The following is a 19,764-nucleotide window of genomic DNA, read 5'->3' as shown; positions in this document are numbered from 1 at the left end:
ACCCGCAGAGCTGACCTGCCTGACCGGCCCATGCTTAGGCTAACCTTCGTCCGTCACAGCGCTGCTCTCGAAACGGATCTCGATGAACCTCCGACGGATTACTGCCACCTCCATGCTCGTCGTCGCGGCGATGGGCGTCGGAGCGGCCACGTCATACGCCGATCCGGCCGCCGCACCCCAGCCGGGTGCGGAACAGGGCATCCCGAACATCAACTACCAGACCGCTCGCGACGGTGACGCCGCTGTGGCCACCCTCGACGCCGGCGCCTTCTCGATCAACGCCGCGAACGACACCGTCGACGTGGTCGACGACGGCGGACGCGTCGTCGCCTCCATTCCCACTCTCTTCCGGGTCGACGACCTGCAGCATCCCTTCGCCGTGGCGGTCGACGAGTCCGCTCGCGTCCTGCGACTCGTCCCGAACATGGATCCGTCGGCAGCGACCCCCGTCCCCGTGTCGGAACGCCTCACCCTCGACGACGTCGCCGCACCGCAGGACAAACAGGAACGCGACGACCGCGCACTCGACGACTTCCAGCAGCAACTCGGGATCACGAGCGCGATCACCGCGATCGTCGCCGCCATCATCGGCGGGGCGATCGGATGCGCGATCGGCGTCATCCCCGGCACGGCTGCGCTGGTGATTCCCTTCCTCGGCCTCGCCGGGCCCGTGGCTGGGTGCATCGGGGGTGCGCTGATCGTCGCACCCGTCGTCGCGCTCGCCGGCACCATCGTCGTCGGCGGTGGCGCCCTGGTGGTTCTGGGCATTCAGTATTTCAACACCATCAACAGTCCGTTCGTCGCACCGGAACCCACGGCATGAGCGGCCGGTTCGCACGGAACCTGCGGGCCGTCACCGGAGCAGTGTTCCTCGTCGTCGCGGCCCTCGGGATCTCCGCCGGGACCGCACACACAGCTCCACTGACGCAGCAGGATTCGTCGGACATCGGCTACGAGGCGCACGCCGAGGGGGAGTCCGTCGTCACGTCGATCGACGCGGGCGCCTTCCGGATCGCCGACACACGGGAAGCGATCGAGGTGGTGGACGACAGTGGCAAGCTGGTGGCTGCACTGCCGCTCACGATTCGGGTCGGCGACGCCGTCTATCCGATCGACGCCGACCTCGACGGGCGGAGGGTGACGCTCACCCCGCAGGTTCCCGCCGACGTCGCGTCGTCCGTGAAATCGGTTGCGCAGGACGGATTCGACACTCAGGAAGAGCGTGACGACTCGGCGCTCGCCGACTTCAACAGCTACCTCGGTTACGCGACGCTGATCGGCGGCCTGATCTTCGGTGTGATATTCGGCGCCGTGGGTCTCGCGGTCGGGTGCGGCCTGTTCGCCGTGACCGTGATCGGCACGCCGGTCGGGTGCCTCGGCGGGCTGCTGGCGGGTTTCGCCGCCGGCGGGCTGGCCGGAACCATCTTCGTGGGCGGCGCCGCACTGGTGATCCTCGGAATCCAGTACCTCGTCACCATCAACACGCCGTTCGTCCCGCCCGCGCCCGAGCCCACCGCCTGATCAGTTCCCGCGCCCACGGTAGCCGTCGAGGAAGGCCGCGACCCCGTCGGTGACGATGGCCGACACCTCGTTCGCCGAGGGGGACGGCGCCGTGGCGAAGTGGTCCGCGAAGACCTGGGTCGGGATCGTGACCCACTCACGGCCGAGTGCGACGAGGTCCGACTCGAGGTCGTTCACCTCGCCGAGGTGCCGGTCGATCATGTCCGTCTGACTGTCGGCCACCCGCGTCGCGCTGTCCTCGATCACGGCGAAGAATAATTGTTCCTTGCCCTCGAAGTGGTTGTAGATCGTGCGCGTGGAGACGTCGGCCTCGGTCCGTGCGGTGGAACAGCTGCGGTTGGTGTTCGCGGAACTCCACGCGGTCACGGTCCGCGACAGTGTCAGCTTTCACGGTGCGTGGGCGGTGTTCGACGAGCACGGGGAGCCGCTGGACCCGGCAGTCAGCTCGAGTGCGGTCAAGAACATGCTCGACCAGATCGAATGGTGGGGCACCACCCTGCGGGATGCCCGGGCGGTCCGGCCCAACGCGGCCTGAGTGCGCGTCCGACGACAGCGGCCCGCCTCCCGAATGGGAAGCGGGCCGCTGTCGCAGGTGGAGTGCGTTACGAGGTGCGCACGCGCAGACCCGGGTTCTCGGCCAGCACCTCGTTGATCGGGGTGGCGAACAACTCGGGGCTCTCGCCGAGGACGAACGTGACGACGTCCGCGACCTGGCAGATCGGGTACTGCCCGACGTTGGAGGCGCTCGAAATTCCGAGTGCCAGCGTGCCGGTCACGATCGTGCCGCCGCTGTCGCCCTGCAGGGCGCACATGCTCGTCGAGAAGCTGTCGGCCAGCGTGCGTTCACCGACCGAGACGGTCTGCGCGACAGACGTGACGACACCGCAGGTGAAACCGGTGGTCAGACCCGACTTGCACACCGGGGCGCCGACAATCGGGTCGGCCGTACCCGTGATGGCGACCGGCGCTGCGCCGGGAACCCGGACGCCGTTGTTCTCGAACCGGTGTGCGGCGCTGTCGTCGGCCCGGATGATCGAGTAGTCGTGGATGTCCAGGCTGGTCTTGGCGAAGGTGCCGATTCGCGGACCGGTGCCACCCGGGACCAGGGAGAACGCCTCCGACGCCTCCGAGGTGCCGGCAGCGTCCCGGTTGGGGTCGCAGTGTCCTGCCGTAATGTTCACCGGACCGCCCGAGCTGTCGGTGCCGTTGAAACCGAGCGAGCAGCGCAGTCCGACTCCGCCGCCGAGCGAGCCGTACGCGTCGCCGCCCAGCAGGGCGTCGGCGGGGAGCGGTTCGGCGATGGGGGTGAGGTCGGTGGACGGCAGCGGAGCGGCCGTGGCAGGCGACTGCACGACGCGTGCGCCCTTCAGGAAGTCCGGAAGCTGCAACCCGCCCACGTTGTCCGCACGGAGCACGAGATCGTTGTTCACGATGTCGATGGCCACGCCGCGAACGAGATCCGCGACGGCAGGCGGCTGGGTGTCCAGCCACCCGTCGAGCGACTTCACCTGAGCCTGCAGGCTGCTCTCGCTCTGGGCCACATCCTTGACCTGGAAGCCGGCCTTCTCGGCCGCGGCGACGGCGGCGTCCTTGTCCGCACCGTCGGCGAGCCCGACGATGGGGGTGCCGGCATTGTCGAGCCACGTTCCGGCGAACGCATCCGGGAACTGGGTGCGGGCGATCTTCGCGAACTCGGCCAGCTTCTGGCCCAGTTCGGAGTGCTCCAGGTACTGGTCCGGGCTCAGCGACAGATCACGCTGGATAGCGTCGATCAGTTCCGCGGGAAGCTTGGCGGCCTGGTCGGACACTCCGGGCTCGACCGGATCGGCCTGAGCGGAGGCGGCGACCGGACCTAGGAGCAGCAGCGCGGCGGAGCCGAACACGGCGGCACGACGTGCGATGGAGCTTCGCATGGGGGCCTTTCTGATGTTTGTTTGTTCGCAGTTGCCTCGCGGGCGCATACGAATACGACCCCCCGACAGGTAAGGCCGTACACAGTCGGAGTCGACTATATGGGTTCGCCCCGTCTATTCCCACCTGTAACACTCTCGGTGGACGGCGCAGCAGGACAAAGCGGACACCACCCCTGAATGCACCTGTGCCCGGTGTCCGAGAGCAACGGACACCGGGCACCGGGTGGAGCAAGGGAGAACTAGTCGGAGATGGTGCGCACGCGCATCCCGGATCCGATCGTGTCCACGATGTCCGCGACCGGGATGCCCAGGCTGGCGGTGCCACCCTCCGGTGCCAGCACCAGGTTCGCCTCCGTGCAGTTGGGGGCGCCACTGGCGTTGGAACCACTGGTGATACCCAGCGCGAGGGTTCCGGTGACGATGGCGCCGCCGCTGTCACCCGCGAGAGTGCAGGCCGTGCCGGCGAAACCGTTGACCACGCGGCTCGAACCGTCGGCGACGAACAGCTGCGTCTCGACGTGATCGGCTGCCACCACGCCACACGTGAACGACGACGTCTGACCCGACTTGCAGATCGGGGCGCCGACGACGGGCCGGGCGGTGCCGGTGATCTCCAGCGTGGTGCCGTTCGCGCCGCGAACCGCGGGACGGTCCAGACCGGCCTTGACGCCCGCCTCGTTGAGCTTGATCACCGAGTAGTCCAGCTTGTCGGCCGGGTTGCCCACCGACGACTTCGAGAACGCGCCGATCTGCTGGCTGTCGTCGACGTTCTGGTGGTTGGGGAGGAACACCGGCGACGGCTGACCCTCGGCGGGGTTGCAGTGTCCGGCGCTGATGTTCACGGCCTGGCCGCTGTCGTCCACGGCGTTGAAGCCCAGCGAGCAGACGGAGATCTCCGAGATCGGCGTCTTCGGCAGCTCACCCGCGGTGGTGATGTAGGTGTCACCGGCGAGGGGGCCCCGCTCCACCGGACCGCCGCCGCCAGGGCTCAGCATGACCTTGACGTTGGCGAGCAGCGTCGGCAGGTTCAACGCCTGGCCGATGGGGCTGTTGACGACGTCGATGACGACGCGGTTCTCGAGGACGTCGATCGACGCGGAGTTGACCTGGGAAGCCACGTCCTTCGGCAGTCCCGCGATCCAGCCGTTCACGTCGGAGAGGGTCTTCTCCAGGCCGTTCGCGGACACGGGCGCAATGCGGGTGTCGTACCCGGCCTTGGCTGCGGCGTCGGCGGCCTCGTCCGTGGTGACCGCGACGACGGGCTGACCGTCGAGGCCGATCCAGGCCCCGGCGAAGTCGTCGGGATGCTGCTCCCGGAAGTCCTCGGCGTAACTGCCCAGCTCCTGTGCCTTCGCGGCGCGGTCGAGGTACTCCTGCGGGCTGATCTTCAGGTCGCGGGTGATGGCCTCGACGAGTTCGGCCGGCAACTTGTCGGCGCTCAGCTGAGTGGTGTCGGGCTGCGTAACAGGGTCGGCCTGGGCGGCAGTGGAAAACGGAAAGAGAAGAAGCATTGCCGAGGCGCCTACAACAGCGGCGCGGTGCGCCAGCACGTTACGCATGAAATCCCTTCTGCACGGAATCCGTTCACTGAGGATTCCTTCTGGGGTGGGTATCAGCGCCCCACCTTAAGCTACGGACGGGTCGGCCCGTCGGGGAGGTGTGACCGAAGCCTCACTGACCTGGACTTTTCGCAGCGGGCTTCGCGGGCGTTGTCGTGGTGGTGATCGCGGCCGCGGGTTCCTTCATCGTCGTCGTCGTGGTTGTTGTCGTTGTTGTGGTGGTGGTCGTCTCCGGCGGCGTCGTCGTGGTCGTCGCGGCGGTCGTGGTCGTAGTGGTCTGCGGGACCGTGGTGATCGAGGGGAGGGTGATGACCGGCGTCGTCGAGGGCGGAGGCGGCGGCACGAACACGGGTGTCGTCTCCACCGGTGCAGGCGGGGGAGCGACCGGGACCGGGGCTTCAACCTCCGTCGTCACGGCCACCTCCTGCGTGCTCGCCGTCGGGAAGACCGCGGGTGGAGCCTGCGTGGGTCGTGCGCTGGACGTCGTCACCGACGCGGTCTGGGCGTCCTGGATCGTCGGGACCGCGGTGCTGCCGTTGCCGGTGAGCGCGAACGCGAGCGCCCCACCGGCCGCCACCAGTGCGGCCGCGGCGACACCGGCGATGATCAGCGGCCGACGGTTCGTGCGCTTGGCGGGTGGCGTCGGTGTACTCGCGGGAGCGGACGCCTCGGTCTCGGCGGGCGGATACGCGTCGGCGGCAGCGGCCGCGGGCACCGCCGTCACGGCGGAGTACGCGGTGTGCATCGGGGCCTCGACGACCGGAATCGACTCGGTGTCGGCGCTCGTGTCCTCGTCGGTCAGTGCCAGCCCGGCCGCCAGCAGTGCCGCGCCGTGGGCCGGGGATTCCGGTGAAGCGGCGAGCGCCACCGACTCCGGGATGAGAGTCGCCTCGCCCAGACCCATGTAGTCGAGGGATTCGCGCAGCTTCGTGACGATCTCCGGTGCCCAGTCCGACGGATGGGTCGCGGTGACCTTCACCGTCCCCGACAGTCCGTCTGCGGCCTCCCGGAACAGGCAGAACATCGCCGTCGCGACGAGGTCCTCGGCGCGGGTCAACGAACCCGCGTACTCGATGCCCGCGGGCTCACCGACGCGGGCGAGGAAGTCGCGGACGGCGCCGGTCGATTCCGTGCCGGGGTCGCCGAGCTGAACCGTGCCGTCCGGGGCCGTGAACAGGACGGACGGGTGTTCGATCGTCCTCACATCGGTTCCGGAAGCGGTCACCACCGCTGTGGAAACCGAATCGCCGACGGTGAGTCCGACTCCGGTGGTCATGAAAGATCCTTACTGGCACGGTTCGAGGGAGTGCGTCATCGCACCATGCACAGTGTGTCGCCTGTCGCAGTCGAATGGTTACACGGGGCGCTGCTGCGCCTTCGGCGCCGTGAGTACTTGTCAACCACCCGCGGTTGATAAGTACTCACGGGTCAGGAGTCGGCGGAATACCCGTGGCCCATCGCACGCAGCATCGACAGCAGCTCCGACCGCGACCCGGCGCCCAGCCGCCGCCGGATCCGGGCCACATGGTGCTCGATCGTCTTGGCGGAGATGTAGAGGCGTGACCCGATCTCCCGGTACGTCAGCCCCTGGACGAGCAATTCGGCCACCTCGGCCTCGCGGTCGGTGAGCGATCCCGGCGTGCTCGGACTCGACACGACCGCGGAGTCGGTGTCGTTGCCCGCGGACGTCGGCTGTCGCAGGGCCCTCGCGACCTGCAGGAGCGTGGTCGCGACCCGCGTGTCGGACGCGCGCAGCGCGGCTTCACCCGCGAGGCGTGCACCGTCCCACGGCAGGCCGATCCGGTCGAGGGTGCGGGCCGCGTCTTCGACGGATGCGGCGTCGATGTCGCCCTGCAGCACACGCAGCCAGGCGCGACCGGCGGTGGCGAGCCCGGACGCGTACGTGCTGACCTGGGCGGCCTCGCCGAGCGCGCGGGCGTGGGGCATCAGGTCTGTGGGGCATTCGGCGAGGATCGAGGCCTGCACGCCGTACCAGTGCAGCGCCGATCCCCACATCGCCGGCTCGCCGAGCGTCCGCAGCAACGACTGCGCGTCCTCGACGAGGTGGGTGATCCGGGCGGGTTCGCCGACCCGGATCGACGTCAGCCACAGTTCGCCGAGCGGCAGCAGACTCAGCAGGTCCACCGAGTACTCGGCGAGCACGCCCTGCGCGCCCGCCCAGGCCTGGAGCAGTGCCGCGTTGTCGCCGGTGCGCCGGGCCAGCCCGACCCGCAGACCGTGGACGAACAGCAGATCGCGCTGCCGCATCGACGCGGCGTCGAGACCGTCGAGCCGGGACTGCGCCGCGGCGAGGTCGCCGCGGACCATGGACGTCCAGGCGGTAAGCAGCTGATGCCGGTTCGCGGTGACACTGCCGGGCTGTTCGGCTTCCCGTGCCCGGGCGAGGACGGCGTCCGCGTGGGCGAGTTCGCCGCAGTGGAGCGCGGCGAGGGCGGTGATCGCGGCGGGCGAGTCGGGCAGCACCCGTGGCCGGGACGCGCGACCGGGCAGCGACAGCGCACGCGTCAGTGAGTTCAGTGCCGCGTTTGCGGACGCGGTCACCGACTGGACGAGTCCGGTCGCGACGAGTGCGGCGCCGGCGGTGGCGGCAGTGGGGGGTGCGCCCGCGCTCGTCGCGAGGACGGCTTCGGCGTCGTCGAGTCGCCCCGCGACCACCAGGACGGAGGCGGCGAGGGAGGCGTCGGCGCCGGCCCGGTCCGCGCCGAGCCAGGCGTACAGTTCGGCGCTGCGATCGATCATGCCGCAGAACGCGGCGCCGGCGGCCGAAATCCTGACCGCCGCAGCGAGTTCCGCATCGTCGACGGTGCCGGACCGTTCGAGGACCGAATCGGCCAGCCCGACCGCGGTGTCGAGGTCGCCGTTCAGGGCGCAGGCCTCGGCGTATGCGACGATTGCGGTGTCGCCGAGCCTGCCGGCCCGGCCGGCTTCGGCATACAGCGCGACGGCGGTGGCCGGCTCGGCGAGTCCGGCCTGGGCGCAGAGGAATCGGCTCAGTTCGTCACTCGGTATGCCGGTCGCGGCGACCGCGCGGGCGACGGGCAGCGTGAGCGTTCCGCTGTCGACGTGATGGGTGAGCAGGCGGCGAGCGAGCGTGTTCAGCCGGTTCTCGCCGAGCGTCTTCGTGAGATGCGTGCGGTCCGCGTGAACCAGCGTGTCCCGTTCGTCGACCCAGCCGTCCGCGCGGAGCGCGTCCACGGCGGCACGGGCACTAGCGGGTTCGATGTCGAGTACTCGGGCGACCACGATCTCGTCGAGGTCGCTGCCGAGCAGAACCAGTGCGAGAGCGGACAGTTGGGGGCCGTCGAGCTCCGCGAGTTCCGTGGGAGGAAGCGGTGAGGGCAGCGTGGACACCGGCGCCCTATCCGCCGTTACCGAGGACGCCGGGCACCAGGCCGGTGACTCCGCCGACGACGCCGCCGACCGTGTCGCCTACTCCGTTGACGGTGTCACCCACCGCGCCGGCTCCGCCGACGATGGTGTTGGCGATCGCGGCGCCGCCGTCGGTCTGGGGAACGCTCGGGGCCGGAGCGGGGGCCGGGGCGGGTGCGGGAGCAGGGGCCGGTGCGGGTGCGGGTACTTCGGCCGCGGGAGCCGGTGCGGTACCGGGAGCTGCGGCAACCGGTGCGGCCGCGGCCGGTGCGACGGTGCCGGGTGGGACGGTGCCGGGTGCGGCGACCGGGGTGGCGACGCCGGCAGCGGTGCCGGGGACACCGGTCGCGGCGGCGATGCCCGCCGCCTCGGTGCCGGGAGTGGTGGCGCCCGTCGCGGCGGCCTCGGCAGGAACACCGGACGTGGACGCCGCGCCCGCCGACGTGCTCGACGACTGCGAGGTGGTGGAACCCGAGCCGGACGACGACGGGGCGATGTCGAGGGCCGTGCCGAGCGACAGCCCACCCGCGGCGAGCAGGGCGATGGCCGCGGCGGAGGCGGTGATGATCCCGGCCTTCTTCTTCCGCGACATGCCGGTGGCGGCGGGCTCGGCGAGGGTCGGTGCGGGGGTGCGGGCGGCGAGGACGACGGTCTCGGCGTCCGGCTCGACGGTCGGGGCGGCGACGGGCGCTGCGGGTGCCGCGGTGGGCACGACGACCGGCATCCGCGCGACGGTCGGGGCGGCGGCGCGTCCCGCATCGTCGTCGGCGGCGAGCAGGGCGGCGCCCAGGGCCGCGGTATGGCCCGGACGTTCGGCCGCGACGACGGGAACACGCAGTTCCGCCGACAGGAGTTCGGCGACCAGCGGGATCGCGGCGCTGCCGCCGGTGAGCACCACCTGGGTGACGTCGCTGGATTCGAGGCCGGCGGCGTGGATGCTCTCGCGCACCAGCGTCACCGATTCCTGCAGGGACTCGCGGATCAGGTCTTCGAGTTCCGAGCGCACGAGCCGCACGTCGGTGGAGATGCCGGGCAGCTCGATGCCGATCGTGGCCTCGGTGTCGGACGACAGGGCCTCCTTCGCCGTAGTGCAGCGGGTCCGCAGCCGGGTCAGGGCGGCGACCGTGTCGGGGGCGAACGGGTCGATGTCGCCGAACTCCTCGGCGACGTTGCCGAGGACGTACTGCATGGTGGCGTGGTCGAAGTGGGCGCCACCGAAGTCCTCGGACCGCACCGGCTTGCCGAGGACGCCGGTCTCCGTGCCGTGTGCGTCCGAACGGAAGAGGGTGATGTCGAGCGAGGTGCCGCCGAGGTCGTAGATGACGGTCAACGCGTCGCCGAGGGTGCCGCGGGTCCGTTCGAGCCACGTCATCACCGCCTGCGCCTCCGAGACCAGGGTGGCACCCGTGACGCCGGCCTGCTCGAGCGCGTCGGCGAGGACACCGACGGTGTACGGCGGCCAGACGGTCGGGTGGGCGACGACGGTGGTCGGGAGGCCGTGCCGACCCGACGCGGCCTCGTGCACGATGCAGCTCACGGCGGTGGCCACGAGGTCTTCACCGGAGTAGGTCGAGCCGTCGTCAGTGAGGATCCCGACCGGGTCGCCCACCCGGTTCGCGAAGTCGGAGACCGTCACCGCGTCCGGTTCGCTCGTGTCGTCGCCGAGGACGGGTGCGCGGTCGGGGGAGAGGTGGAGAACACTTGCGCGGGACAGGACGGTGAGGTCGGCGGCATCCGTCACGCTCGCCCCGTCCGTGTCGACGGCGGCCACCGTATTGACCGATCCGACACCGATGCCGAGCGCTGCAGCCATGTTCCACTCCTGTGGTCCGGGCGGGCGTCACGCCGCCTGCGTCAGGCGGACGGTGCCGCCGTCGTATGTAACGGCCGATGCCGTCGTGGTCACTCGAATTGTCGCCGGTGGCGGCCGTTTCGTTACGCGACGCCGCTGGTCGACGGCAGTCACGGGGCCGATCCCCTAATGGCCCCCTATCCCCTAACGGGGAGGACCCGACCCCCGATGGGAGATCCCCGATGCCGGGGTCCCCGAATAGGGGGCGCCGCCCCGTTGGGAAGGGGGCCGCCGATCCATAACGTGTATTTCACTCGCCGTCACAGCAGTTGTGGTGGCCACCCGAACTCCCCGAACCTCGACTACAGGAGAGCTGCCATGGCTACCAACGCCGTCCTCGACTTCATCCTCGGACTTCTTCGCGACGAGCAGGCTGCGGCGGCCTACTGCGCCAACCCGACCGAGGCGCTGTGCGCCGCCGGCCTGCAGGGTGTGAGCCACGCGGACATCGTGTCCGTCGCTCCCCTGGTCGCGGAGTCGGGACTGTTCGCAGGCGGCGGGGCCGACCTGGCCGCGATCGTCAACGCCGGTGCCGACGTCGCCGGTGACGTCGCGGGCGGTATCGGCGCAGGTGTCGGTGGCGGCCTGGGCGGTGGCCTCGGTCTCGGCGGCGGACTCGGCGGTGCGGTCGGTATCGGTGCCGGCGCAGGCCTCGGTCTCGGTGCCGGACTGGGCGGCGACTTCGACTTCGCCGCGGAACTGGCCGCCGGCCTGAGCGCAGCGCTCGGTGCGGCCCTGGAGATCGGCGGCGAGATCGGTGCGGAGCTCGGCGCCGCGCTGGGTGCGGCCCTCGACGCAGCACTCTCCCTCACCGGCGGCCTCGATCTCGGCGGCGCCCTCGACATCGGCGCCGCGATCAGCGGAGCCCTCGGAGGTGCCCTCGGACTGGGCGCCGACCTGACCGCGCAGCTCGCCACCACCCTCACCGCGGCGATCACGGCCCTGCCGGTGGTCGACGTGGCCGGTGGTCTCACCGGGATCCTCGCCCCCGCACTGTCGATCGGCGGCGACCTGGGCGCCGAGCTGGGTGCGGCTCTCGGTGCCGCTCTCGGAAGCGTCGTCGACCTCGGTGGCAGCCTGGACGGTGACATCCTCGCCGGACTCGGTGGCGGCCTCGACCTCGGTGGGGTGCTCGGAACGACCCTCGGCGGCGTGCTCGGGGTCGACGCCGGTCTCGGTGGCGCGCTGGGCGGTGCCCTCGACGCGGCGATCGGCGCCGGCGGCGGACTGGGCGCCACCCTCGAAGGGCTGCTCGGCGGTGAACTGCTCGGTGACGTCGCCGGCTCGCTCGGCGGAGTCCTCGGCACCGACCTCGGCGCGGTTCTCGGTGGCGCACTCGGTGGCGTCCTCGGTGCGGGCGGCGACCTCAGCGCAGACCTCGGTGGCGCACTCGGCGCGACCCTCGGTTCGATCGCGGACCTGGGCGGCGGACTGGACCTCGACGCGATCCTCGGTGCGGGCGGCAGCCTCGGCGGTGCGCTGAGCGGACTGCTCGGCGGTGAACTCGGAGTCGGCGGCGACCTCACGGCCGGTCTGGGTACCGCACTGGACGCCGTTCTCGGTGCCGGTGGCGGCCTCGACCTCGGCGCCGTTCTCGGTGCCGACGGCGACCTCGGTGGCGCGCTGAGCGGCATCCTCGGTGGCGTCCTCGGCGCGGGCGGTGACGTCAGCGGCGATCTCGGTGGAGCCCTGGGTGGTCTGCTCGGCGGCGCCCTCGATCTGGAGGGTGGCCTCGGCGGAGCCCTGTCCGGCGCACTCGACAGCGGACTGGGATTGGACGCCGCACTCGGCACGGTCCTCGGCGGAGCCCTCGGCCTGGACGGCGGCCTGGCCGCGGAACTGGGCAGCACCCTCGACGCCGTGCTCGGCGCAGGCGGCGTGACGGACATCGACCTGGGCGGTCTGTTGGACGGCGGACTGGGCGCCGACCTCGGTCTCGGCGGAGAACTGACGTCGGAGCTGACGACGGCGCTGAGCGGAGCCCTCGGGCTGGGTGGCGAGGCAGGCGCGAATCTGGGCACGGTCCTGGGCGGCGCCCTGGAGAGCGGCCTCGGGCTGGGCGGTGTCCTCGACACGGGCGCCGACCTGGGCACCACCATCAGTGGCGCGCTCGGCGGGGTGCTCGGAGTCGACGGTGACGCCACCGCCGGTCTGGGTGCGGCCCTCGACGCGGTGCTCGGCGCGGACGGCGGAGTCGACCTCGGCGGCGTTACCGACCTGGGCGGCCTGCTCGGCGGTGCGTTCGGTGTCGGTGGCGGCGCGGGCGCCGACCTCGGCGCGGCGCTCGGCGGAGTGCTCGGCGGTGCGCTGGAGACCGGCGGCGCCCTCGACCTCGACAGCGTTCTCGGCGCGGAGGGCAGCATCGGCAGCACGCTGGGCACCGCGCTCGGCGGCGTCCTCGGAACCGACGGCGATCTCAGCGCGACCCTCGGTTCCGCACTGGAGACGGCTCTGGAGGCCGGTGGCGGACTCGATCTGGACTCCGCTCTGGACGCCGACCTCGGACTCGGCGCCGCAGCAGGCGTGGGCGGCGCCCTGGACGGTGCGCTCGACGCGGGCACCGATCTCGCGGGTGGCCTGACGGGCGGCATCGACGGCGCGCTCGGCGGACTGCTCGACGTGGGCAGTGACGTCACGGGCAACGTGGGCGGCGCGGTCGGCGGCGGCGTCGCAGGCGGCGCGGACGCCGCGGCAGGCATCGGTGCCGGTGTCGCGGCGGGTGTCGGTGCGGTTGCCGACGCCGGAGCGGACCTGGGCGGCAGCCTCGGAACCAACCTGGTCGGCGGACTGGACACGGCCGGTGGCCTGGGCGCCGGTCTGACCAGCGGCCTCACCGGTGGTCTGGGTGGAATCTTCGAAACCGGTGCGGGCCTCGGCTCGGCACTGACCGGCAGCGTCGGCGGTGCCGTCGACGCGGTGGGTGAGGCCGGCGCCTCGGTCGGCGCGGTCGCCGACGCCGGTGCGAACGTGGACGCGAATCTCGGTGGCGCGCTGGACACGGCGGCCAATCTGGGTGGCACGGTCGGTGGCGCTCTGGACACGGCTGCGAATGTCGGCGGAAGTCTCGGCGGCACCGTGGATGCCGCGGCCGGAATCGGCGGCGACGTGGCCGGTGGAGTCGAAGGCGGCCTGGACAGCGCGGTCGACGCCACTGCCGGTCTGACCGGTGGCCTGGACGCCACCACCGACGCGGTCACCGACCTCGGCGCCGGATTGTCCGGTGGCGTGGGTGGCCTCGGATCGCTCGGCACCTCGGTCGGAGGCGCACTCGACGGTGCGGTCGGCGGAGCGGTCGACGGTGGAGCCGCAGTGGGCGGTGCCGTCGACGGCGGAGCGTCCGCCGGTGGTTCGGTCGACGGTGGAGCGTCGGCCGGCGGTTCCGCCGACGCGGACGCGACCACGGACGGTGCGGCCGACCTCGGTGCGGTCGGCGGGGTCGTGGCCGACACCACCGGGTCGATCGCAGGCGGACTGGGGTCCACCCTGGGCGGTGCCGTCGACACCGGCGCCGACACCTGGTCGTCGATCGACGCGGACAACGCGTTCGGCGCCGACTCGGGCCTGCACGCGGACACCGACGGCTCGCTGTTCGGTGACACCGACTCCTCGGTGGCCACGACGCACGACGTCACGGACGTGGTCGATCACCTCGAGCCGTGATGAGACGGCGGTTCCGGCATCCCCCAGACGGGGCGGCCGGAACCGCCGTACGATGTAACGAAATCAGCCCCGGACGCGTTATGCGTGCGGGGCTGTTTCACAGTCGGGTGTCGGTGCACTGAACGTGGTGTCCGCACAGAGGTCGGAAGAATTGCGGGTCAACGAAGCTCATGGACAGTGCAGCCGCCGAGAAGAGTCCAGCCGGGTCCCAGTCGATGACGGCGTTGCTCGAGCAGGCCCTGGACGTGGCGAAGAGGTTCGGGCGCGGCGACCTGGCGCAGCGCCTGGACTCGGCCCGGACCCGGGTGCAGGACCCACGGATGCGGATCGTGGTGGTCGGACCGCTCAAGCAGGGCAAGAGCCAGTTCGTGAATTCCCTTCTCAACCTCACCGTGTGCTCGGTGGGTGACGACGAGACCACCGCGATCCCGACCGTCGTCCAGAACGCCGAGACGGCGTCGGCGGAACTGCTCCTCGCCGATCCGGGCGCCGACCCGATCCGGGTTCCTCTTCCGCTCGACGAGCTGAACGGCATCACGCCGGCCTCGCCCCGCGCCGAGGGCCGGGAGGTGCTGCGGGTGGAGGTCAACGTCCCGAGTCCGCTGCTCGCGGACGGTCTGGTCCTGGTCGACACACCCGGCGTGGGCGGCGCCGGCAACCCGCACGCCGCGAGCACACTCGGGCTGATTCCGGCGTCGGACGCCGTGTTCGTTCTCTCCGACGCCAGCCAGGAATTCACCGAACCGGAGCTCGGTTTCATCCGTCAGGTCACGAGCCTGTGCCCGTCGGTGGCGTGCCTGATCAGCAAGACGGACCTGTACCCGCACTGGCGCGAGATCGTCGAGGCCGACCGCGGGCACCTCGCGCGCGCCGGTCTCGACGTTCCCCTGATCCCGATCTCCTCGGTGCTGCGGTCGCACGCGCTGCGACTGCAGGACGAGGAACTCAACACCGAATCCGGTTTCGTCGACCTGTACGCGTTCCTGCGCGAACGGGTGGTGGCGCGGGCGGAGGCGAACACACGGCGGGCCGTGTCGCTGGACGTGTCCTCCGCGGCCGAGCATCTCACCCTGGGGATCGGCAGTGAGCTTGCCGCCCTGCGTGATCCGGCGAAGGGCGTCGCAGCGGTCGCCGAACTGCAGAAGGCGAAGGCCGCCGCCGAGGAGCTGCACAAGAAGACGTCGCTGTGGCAGCAGACGCTCGGCGACGGCATCGCCGACCTGGCCGCGGACATCGACCACGACCTCCGGGACCGGTTGCGCCGCGTCACCCGTGAGGCGGAGGAGACCGTAGACGAGGGCGACCCCGGCAAGGACTGGGACGCGCTGGGCCAGTGGCTCGAGCAGGAATTCGCCACCGCGATCGGCGACAACTTCGTCTGGGCCCACGACCGCGCGCTGTGGCTGGCCGAGGTGGTGGCGCAGCACTTCGCCGAGACGGGTGCCGTCGAACTGCCGCACCTGGACGTCGCGAACGTCGACGGTGTTCTCGAACCGGTGGCCTCGCTCGCGGACCTCGAGGCCGGACGCATCGGCATCACGCAGAAGGTTCTCGTCGGAATGCGCGGATCGTACGGCGGCGTCCTCATGTTCGGTCTGATCACCACGATGATGGGGATGGCCCTGGTCAATCCGATCTCGATCGGCGCCGGAGTCCTCCTCGGCACCAAGGCGTACCGGGAAGACAAGGAGAGCCGGATCCTGAAGCGGCGTGCGGAGGCGAAGGCCGCGATCCGCCGGTTCGCCGACGACGCCAGCTTCCAGGTGGGCAAGGAGTCGAAGGATCGGCTCCGGTCGATCCAGCGCTTGCTGCGCGATCATTTCAGCGCGATCGCCGAGCAGGCGCTGCGGTCGATCAACGACTCGCTGCGCGGCGCGCAGGAGGCGGCGAACCTCGAGTCCACCGAACGGACCCGTCGGATCGCGCAGCTCGAAAAGGATCTCCACGTCGCATCCGAACTGAAACAGCAAGCCGCGCAACTCGTCGCAGGCGACGCGGGAGCGGTCACGGCATGACGGCCGCTCCACTTCACGAGGCCCGGGCACTCATCGCGTCCGCCCGGCAGCTGTACGCGGGCAGACCCGAGATTCGGGATCAGCTGACCGAATGTGCCCGGCGACTGGAACAACCGCTGCGCGTGGCCCTGGCCGGTTCGCTGAAGGCCGGCAAGTCCACTCTGCTCAATTCCCTGGTGGGGCAGGATATCGCGCCCACCGACGCGACCGAGTGCACCCGCGTCGTCACCTGGTATCGGAGCGGGTCGACGCCCACCGTGACGGCCTGGTATCAGCCGGACAACGGCAGCGGCGCTCAGCGTTCCGCCAACGTCCCGGTGCTGCGCCGGGACGGACATCTCACGTTCGACCTCGGCCACCTCACCGCCGACCGGGTGGACCGCCTCGACGTGGAGTGGCCGTCGTCCGCCCTGGCGCACACGACGATCATCGACACCCCGGGCACGTCCTCACTGTCGCGGGACGTCTCGGCCCGCACCCTCGAGATGCTCACACCCGACAACGAGGCGTCCGGCGCCGACGCCGTGGTCTACCTGCTGCGCACGCTCAACGCGACCGACGTCCAGTTCCTCGGTCAGATCGGCGACCACGTGGGCGACGAATCGGGACCGCTCGGGGTGGTCGGTGTCGTGTCGCGGGCCGACGAGGTGGGGGCGGGACGCCTGGACGCCATGATGTCCGCGAAGGAGGTGGCGTCCCGGTTCGCGGGCGAGCTCGAGCGCACCGGGCTGTGTCAGGCCGTCGTCCCCGTCGCGGGTCTGCTGGCGCTCGGCGCGCGCACGATGCGTCAGGCGGAGTTCAGCGCGTTCCAGCATCTGGCCGAGGTTCCGGTGGACGATCTGAACCTGGCGATGCTGTCGGCCGACCGGTTCGCGCGTGAGGACAGTCCGCTTCCCGTGGACGCCCGGATGCGGGCTCAGTTGGCAGACCGCTTCGGGCTCTTCGGGATCCGGATGGCGGTGACCCTGATCCGGTTGGGCACCAAGGACTCGCCGACGCTGGCGGCGGAACTGGTGGAACGCAGCGGCCTCGACGAATTGCGTCAGGTGATCGACATCCAGTTCGGGCAGCGGACCGATCAGTTGAAGACCCATTCGGCACTCGTGGCACTCAAGCGGGTGCTCACGGCACATCCGGTGCAGGGTGCGGGTGAGATCCTGATGTCGGCCGAACGGCTGCTCTCCGACGTGCACGGTTTCCAGGAACTGCGGCTGCTCGGGCGGCTGCGGTCCACCGACGTGGGGTTGCCCGCCGACGACGTGGCCGAGTTGCAACGCCTGATCGGCGGATTCGGGATCCAGATCGCCGAACGATTGGGCACCGACGGCCACGACTCCGTGGAGTTGCAGCGGATGCGGGCCCTCGCCGCGGTCCGGAAGTGGCGCGAACGGGCGCGCCACCCGTTGCTCGACCAGTTCACCGCGAGGGCCTGCACCGTCGCGGCCCGCAGCGCGGAAGGTGTTCTGGAGGAACTGAACACCGTCCGTCTGTAGTTCGGCTACGTCGCGGAGACGCCCGCGATCTCGCCCTCCCGGAAGGCGTTCACGAACAGCTGGTGATCCTTGCGGCTCACCTCGGCGTACGCGATGCCGAAGTCGATGATCTCGCCGACGAACTCGTCCAGCCTGCCGTCGACCACGTTCTGGATGGCGTCCTCGGTCTGGAACGTGACGAGGGTCTGGTCGCTGTCCTCGTCGGAGACGCAATGCACCTTCGCCGTGGCCCGGCCGAGGTCTTCGAGCACCGGCGCGATGTCCTCCGGTTCGGTGAGATCCGACCAGTCGAGGTCCAGTTCGTACGGGGAGAGTTCGGCGACCACGAAACCGGTGCCGCCGATCTCCGTGTAGCCGAGCAGCGGATCCGTGTGGACCTGCAACGCGCGCTGACTCACCACCGTGCGGTGGCCTTCGTGCTCGAAGTAGTCGCGGACCCGGGGTTCGTCGACGATGCGGCTCGGTGCGGCGACGTTGCCCTGCTTGAGGGAGAGCACGATGTCGTTCTCGAGCGCCTGGGTCGCCCCTTCGATGAGCACGTTGTACGCCGGGAGGCCGGCGCTGCCGATCCCGAAACCCTTCCGCCCGACCACGTCCTTGACTCGGTAGAACACCGGTCGCGCGGATCGCTTGCTGCGGGGCACCCTCTCGATGTACGTGTCCAGCGCCTCGCACACGGTCCTGCGTTCCTTCTCGTCGAGTTCGCGGACACCGCGGCCCCGCCGGAAACGCCGGTCGTAGTCCTCGATCACCGTGACGGACTCGAGCAGGTCCACCCGGGTGGCGAGGCGCGCGCTCAGCAGCAGGTCCTGGATGGCGCCGCGCGAATTGTCCAGGCGCAGCGCGTACGCGTCGTCCGCTTCCCGCTGCACGTAGTGCAGGACGTGCTCGACATAGCTGCGCAGGTACGTGTCGGCGAGTGCCCGGACATCGCTCTCGGGGAGGGCCTTCTGCCAGCCCATCAGTGCGAGACTCGCGACGAACCGACGAAGATCCCAGCTGAACGGCCCCACGTACGCCTCGTCGAAATCGTTGACGTCGAAGACGAGGGTGCCCTCCGAGTTCATGTACGTGCCGAAATTCTCCAGGTGTAGATCGCCGTGAATCCACACTCGGCCGGTGCGCTCGTCCGCCCACGGATCGTCGAAGTCACGCAGATCGTCGTAGAAGAGGCAGGCGCTGCCCCGGAAGAAGGCGAACGGATCGGCGGCCATCTTCCGGAACTTCGTGCGAAACGCGCTCGGGTCCGCCTCCATCAGATCGGCGAAGGCCTCGACGAGGACCTCCACGATCCGACCCTGCCTCGTGGAATCGGCGACGTCCACACCAGCCTCCTTCTCGCGGTCCACGGGGCGCCACACGCCTCGTCACGACCGCACTGCACCACGGTAGCGTTCCCGCGCGCCCAGCGACTGCAGATACGTCCACGCATCGGCCACGATCTCATCGAGGTCCGGGTGTCTCGGCCGCCAGCCCAGTTCGGCCTGCACACGTGCGCCGGACGCGACGAGCACCGCCGGATCGCCGGCGCGCCGCGGGGCGTCCCGGGTGGCGATAGTTCGGCCCGTCACGCGTTCGCAGGACGAGATCACCTCCCGCACACTGAACCCGGTGCCGGTACCGAGGTTGTAGACGCGGTGCGTTCCGGGCCGGGTCGATTCGAGCGCGAGGATATGCGCCTCTGCCAGGTCGCGGATGTGGATGTAGTCGCGGACGGCGGTGCCGTCCGGGGTGGGCCAGTCGGTGCCGAACACCGAGATCTCGTCCCGTCGCCCGGCAGCGACCTGCAGCACCAGCGGGATCAGGTGTGTTTCCACGAGACGGTTCTCGCCGAGTCCGGCGTACGCGCCCGCGACGTTGAAGTAGCGCAGGCTGCACGCCGCCAGCCCGTGCGCGACCGCGTACGACGTGATCGCGTGGTCGATCGCCAGTTTGGTGGCACCGTACGGGTTGGTCGGCCGGGTCGGTGCGTCCTCGGTGATCGGCACGGACTCCGGAGAGCCGTACGTCGCTGCGGTGGAGGAGAACACCAGCCGGCCGGTACCGGACGAGCGCATCGCCTCGAGCAGGGTCAGGGTCTTGACGACGTTGGCGTTCCAGTACGTCTCCGGCGTCACCACCGACTCGCCGACGAGGGAGCGGGCGGCGAAATGCAGCACGCCGTCGAACTCCGCGCCGCCGAGAACCCGTTCGGCTGCGCTCGCGACGTCCTCCTCGACGAACTCCGCTCCTGCCGGCACCGCGTCGGCGTTACCGGTCGACAGGTCGTCGACAATCACGACCGTGTGGCCGCACTCGAGCAGCCGCTGGGCGCAGACGCTGCCGACGTAACCGGCGCCGCCGGTGACGAGAAGTTTCACT

General features: G+C 70.6%; 14 protein-coding genes. 6 read left to right on the top strand and 8 right to left on the bottom strand.

Annotated features, from left to right (window positions below; all coding sequences use genetic code 11):
- Window positions 1-82: 82 nt before the first annotated feature.
- Window positions 83-823, top strand: coding sequence for a DUF8020 domain-containing protein (locus HGB39_RS30990; RefSeq protein WP_005574935.1), 741 nt, complete (start codon window positions 83-85; stop codon window positions 821-823).
- Entirely contained in the window at window positions 820-1,521 is a 702-nt protein-coding gene (locus HGB39_RS30985; protein ID WP_005574933.1) for a DUF8020 domain-containing protein, read from the top strand. The genes HGB39_RS30990 and HGB39_RS30985 overlap by 4 nt, the downstream gene beginning before the upstream one ends.
- Here HGB39_RS30985 and HGB39_RS30980 read toward each other — a convergent pair whose 3' ends face one another.
- On the bottom strand, window positions 1,522-1,887 hold the full coding sequence (locus HGB39_RS30980) for a TetR/AcrR family transcriptional regulator (protein ID WP_005574932.1): 366 nt from the start codon (window positions 1,885-1,887) through the stop codon (window positions 1,522-1,524).
- Window positions 1,888-1,924: 37 nt separating this feature from the next.
- Here HGB39_RS30980 and HGB39_RS40360 point away from each other — a divergent pair, with 37 nt between their 5' ends.
- Window positions 1,925-2,056, top strand: coding sequence for a hypothetical protein (locus HGB39_RS40360; RefSeq protein WP_257237406.1), 132 nt, complete (start codon window positions 1,925-1,927; stop codon window positions 2,054-2,056).
- Between the two features lie 67 nt (window positions 2,057-2,123).
- Here the strand turns inward: HGB39_RS40360 and HGB39_RS30970 are convergent, their stop codons facing one another.
- The 5 genes from HGB39_RS30970 to HGB39_RS30950 all read right to left on the bottom strand — a co-directional run bounded on the left by HGB39_RS30970 (window position 2,124) and on the right by HGB39_RS30950 (window position 10,196).
- Window positions 2,124-3,434, bottom strand: coding sequence for a S1 family peptidase (locus tag HGB39_RS30970; protein WP_005571025.1), 1,311 nt, complete (start codon window positions 3,432-3,434; stop codon window positions 2,124-2,126).
- 239 nt (window positions 3,435-3,673) lie between these two features.
- Entirely contained in the window at window positions 3,674-4,993 is a 1,320-nt protein-coding gene (locus HGB39_RS30965) for a S1 family peptidase (protein ID WP_005238294.1), read from the bottom strand.
- A 112-nt stretch (window positions 4,994-5,105) separates the two neighbouring features.
- The gene (locus tag HGB39_RS30960) at window positions 5,106-6,269 is read right to left on the bottom strand and encodes a hypothetical protein (RefSeq protein WP_005571032.1); all 1,164 of its coding nucleotides are present in this window, start codon (window positions 6,267-6,269) and stop codon (window positions 5,106-5,108) included.
- A 152-nt stretch (window positions 6,270-6,421) separates the two neighbouring features.
- Window positions 6,422-8,365, bottom strand: coding sequence for a LuxR C-terminal-related transcriptional regulator (locus HGB39_RS30955; protein WP_005571037.1), 1,944 nt, complete (start codon window positions 8,363-8,365; stop codon window positions 6,422-6,424).
- 7 nt (window positions 8,366-8,372) lie between these two features.
- Complete coding sequence (locus tag HGB39_RS30950; protein WP_133986320.1) at window positions 8,373-10,196, bottom strand: Hsp70 family protein; 1,824 nt, start codon at window positions 10,194-10,196, stop codon at window positions 8,373-8,375.
- A 357-nt stretch (window positions 10,197-10,553) separates the two neighbouring features.
- Here HGB39_RS30950 and HGB39_RS30945 point away from each other — a divergent pair, with 357 nt between their 5' ends.
- From HGB39_RS30945 to HGB39_RS30935, 3 genes are all read left to right on the top strand, one after another.
- Entirely contained in the window at window positions 10,554-13,895 is a 3,342-nt protein-coding gene (locus HGB39_RS30945) for an IniB N-terminal domain-containing protein (RefSeq protein ID WP_064080341.1), read from the top strand.
- Between the two features lie 170 nt (window positions 13,896-14,065).
- Complete coding sequence (locus HGB39_RS30940; protein WP_005560811.1) at window positions 14,066-15,910, top strand: dynamin family protein; 1,845 nt, start codon at window positions 14,066-14,068, stop codon at window positions 15,908-15,910.
- Window positions 15,907-17,403, top strand: coding sequence for a dynamin family protein (locus tag HGB39_RS30935; RefSeq protein ID WP_005560813.1), 1,497 nt, complete (start codon window positions 15,907-15,909; stop codon window positions 17,401-17,403). The genes HGB39_RS30940 and HGB39_RS30935 overlap by 4 nt, the downstream gene beginning before the upstream one ends.
- A gap of 5 nt (window positions 17,404-17,408) precedes the next feature.
- Here the strand turns inward: HGB39_RS30935 and HGB39_RS30930 are convergent, their stop codons facing one another.
- Both HGB39_RS30930 and galE read right to left on the bottom strand, forming a co-directional pair.
- Window positions 17,409-18,728 carry a DUF2252 domain-containing protein gene (locus HGB39_RS30930; RefSeq protein WP_043786974.1) on the bottom strand — a complete coding sequence of 440 codons (1,320 nt, stop codon included), beginning with the start codon at window positions 18,726-18,728 and terminating at the stop codon, window positions 17,409-17,411.
- Between the two features lie 42 nt (window positions 18,729-18,770).
- Complete coding sequence (gene galE, locus HGB39_RS30925; protein ID WP_005560815.1) at window positions 18,771-19,763, bottom strand: UDP-glucose 4-epimerase GalE; 993 nt, start codon at window positions 19,761-19,763, stop codon at window positions 18,771-18,773.
- Window position 19,764 lies beyond the last annotated feature (1 nt).

Source organism: Rhodococcus opacus, from assembly GCF_012396235.1.
GTDB classification, from domain to species: domain Bacteria; phylum Actinomycetota; class Actinomycetes; order Mycobacteriales; family Mycobacteriaceae; genus Rhodococcus_F; species Rhodococcus_F opacus.
This window is presented reverse-complemented; position numbering and strand designations above follow the sequence as displayed.